We start from the raw sequence: 2,484 nt of genomic DNA, 5'->3' as shown, positions 1-2,484 counted from the left end.
GCCGGATATATGGGTGCAATGAACTCTTCTCAAAATCGCTATCGAATGTCTTGCAAACCGGATGGGTCCATATATGCTAGAACAATCATGTTATACCTATCTCCAAAATAGAGATGACATCCGCGACTCACTTCAATCGCAGTCTTTTAGCCAAATAACCACAAATCAGTCTTGAGTAAACCCTTACGTGTCGATGCACATTTGATTACGCCCTTGTGCTTTAGCACGATAAAGGGCTCGATCCGCCCGCTCAAAACACAATTGTATAGGTTCGTTTTCTGCGAGCTTAGCGACACCAAAACTACAAGTTAAGTGAACATTGTCAGTAAATTGATAATTGTTAATCCTCTGCGCAATCCGCACACACAAGCTTTCAACTAATGGCAATGATGACTGTTGGCAGAGGATCACAAATTCTTCGCCCCCCCAACGTGCAACCACATCAGAATCACGCACACAGTGCTGTAATACCTGTGACACTTGCTCAAGAATGCGATCGCCGACGTTATGCCCTAGTGTGTCATTAATCTCTTTAAAGTAGTCGATATCAATCATTACAAGGCACATACCTGCCCCAGCAGATTTATCATGCTGCTCGTTATTAATAAAAAAGCGATTAAAGTAATGTCGGTTATACAATTTAGTTAAGGGGTCGTGGGTAGATAAAAATTCGAGTTCGGCATTTGACGCTTCAAGCTGTTCGCGTAAAGTTTCCAACTGTTTATTCTTATCGGTTAATCTTCGATTATATTGACTCATAAAGTAAGTTCTCGCCCCCAACATTAGGAGCAACAGACACGTCGCGCAGATAATTTGATACACAAGCGAATAGTTAGTCTCATCTATCACAGTCACATTATTCCACTTCTGATAAATCGTGATCCGCTCTTGCTCACTCACAGTGTTTAAGGCTTTATTTATCACAGGTAACAAGGACTCTTGACCATAAGCGACCCCCATCCGTAACTCATCTTCTGGCCCGCCCCAACCCGCAATTTTTAAATGTTCAAATCCCATTTGTTGAATGTAAGCGTTAACCGAAAACATTGACCCAACAAACAGATCTGCACGTTTATCCAGAACCGACTGCAATCCCGCAGGTTCACTGGCAACAGTAAGCATCTCTATCTGAGGATAATAATGCTGAATATACTCAGCTAAACGATAACCTTTGGGCACGGCTAAAATACGCGTATTGATATTCTCCAATCCTTGCAGAAAAGGCTGTTCTTTAAGTGAAACAAGCACATTTGGTGAGCGGAAATAGACATCACTGAAGTGCAGATAAGTCTCGCGTATTAGCGTTTTATTCAACATAGGGGTTAAATCGCACTGACCACTTTGCAAAAAAGATAAAGTTTCGGTCCAAGAAGATGTCGGCACTAGCTGAAACTTAAGGGAAGAATGTGACTCAACATGACGAATATAGTCCGATGAAATCCCCAGATGTTTACCTTCTCGTATTCCTTCATAGGGCAGCCAATCAGGATCAACGCAATAACGGACCATAACAGCAGACTTGACGCTAACATCTTGATCCGCAAGTTTAGTACTAGACACCAGGAAACGCTCAGCATTCACCAGTAATGGCATACACAGCAATAGCGACAATAACCTCAATAAGCCACGCAATTCCATTGAAATTTCAACCTAAAAGCTGATGCTAGATGGGGAATGTAAAAAAAGTGTATACGTGAAAACCACACAATACCAATTCCCATCATTGCTTATACGAAACGCTCGTTTGTCCATTGTGTCTTAACGCCTTCGTACATCAGCAAAACTTATCTTCATAAGGTGATCAGTTGATGGGAAAGAACGTTGCTAAGTTCACTCAGTCCTAATTTCACTCCGTCTGAGTTTGGTATCACATTTAAAAAGCCAATATTTATCGCTTGCTTCATCAGGGCTATCCTAAATACCCCCCCCTTACTCGCCATCCAAAGCCATCATAACGCCTTTTGCAAACTACGATTATTGCAGCTGCACCTCGCCTTAACTTCTGCAGCTACGTTCTTTGGCCGCTATACCGCGATCATGATGGACTGTGCGGGGACATCAAACAAAGATGGCAGAAGATTTTATAATCTGAGATAAAACTGCAGCCTTATTCTCCGGAACTGAATCTGATAGAACAGTTGTAGCGGATATGAATAGAATTGATATAAAGCCAAATGGTGCAAATTATTCGTATCGTGGAAGGTAAAAAAGGGATTATCGAGAGAAAAATAGGAGGAAAACTGACTAATTAAATAGACACTAGGCTGGATTTCACAAATTGCGAATGCAAAAAAGCCAGCTTATTCAGCTGGCTTGGTTACATCTCAATGAGATAATTAGGCGCTTGGCGATGGCACTACACTCACATGGGGGTGAAATCATCGCGCTATAAATACGGAGTATTTAGCATGATTGAACGCGAAGAAGCTTGTCTTCGTAGCCGGGAGAGTCCGCTTAGCGGCAGGCGACCGCCATGGATGGTGG

Annotated in this window: 1 protein-coding gene; it reads right to left on the bottom strand. The window is 42.3% G+C overall.

Annotation, left to right across the window (positions count from 1 at the left end; translation table 11 throughout):
* Nucleotides 1-183 precede the first annotated feature (183 nt).
* On the bottom strand, nt 184-1,638 hold the full coding sequence (locus GWI56_RS21515; protein ID WP_198574015.1) for a diguanylate cyclase: 1,455 nt from the start codon (nt 1,636-1,638) through the stop codon (nt 184-186).
* Between the last annotated feature and the right edge of the window lie 846 nt (nt 1,639-2,484).

This window comes from Shewanella sp. DW31 (assembly GCF_015767295.1).
GTDB lineage: Bacteria > Pseudomonadota > Gammaproteobacteria > Enterobacterales > Shewanellaceae > Shewanella > Shewanella oncorhynchi.
This window is presented reverse-complemented; position numbering and strand designations above follow the sequence as displayed.

Bases quoted from the DNA above. Each gene is read 5' to 3' on its own strand.
- GWI56_RS21515 (WP_198574015.1), bottom strand. From the start codon at position 1,638: ATGGAATTGCGTGGCTTATTGAGGTTATTGTCGCTATTGCTGTGTATG.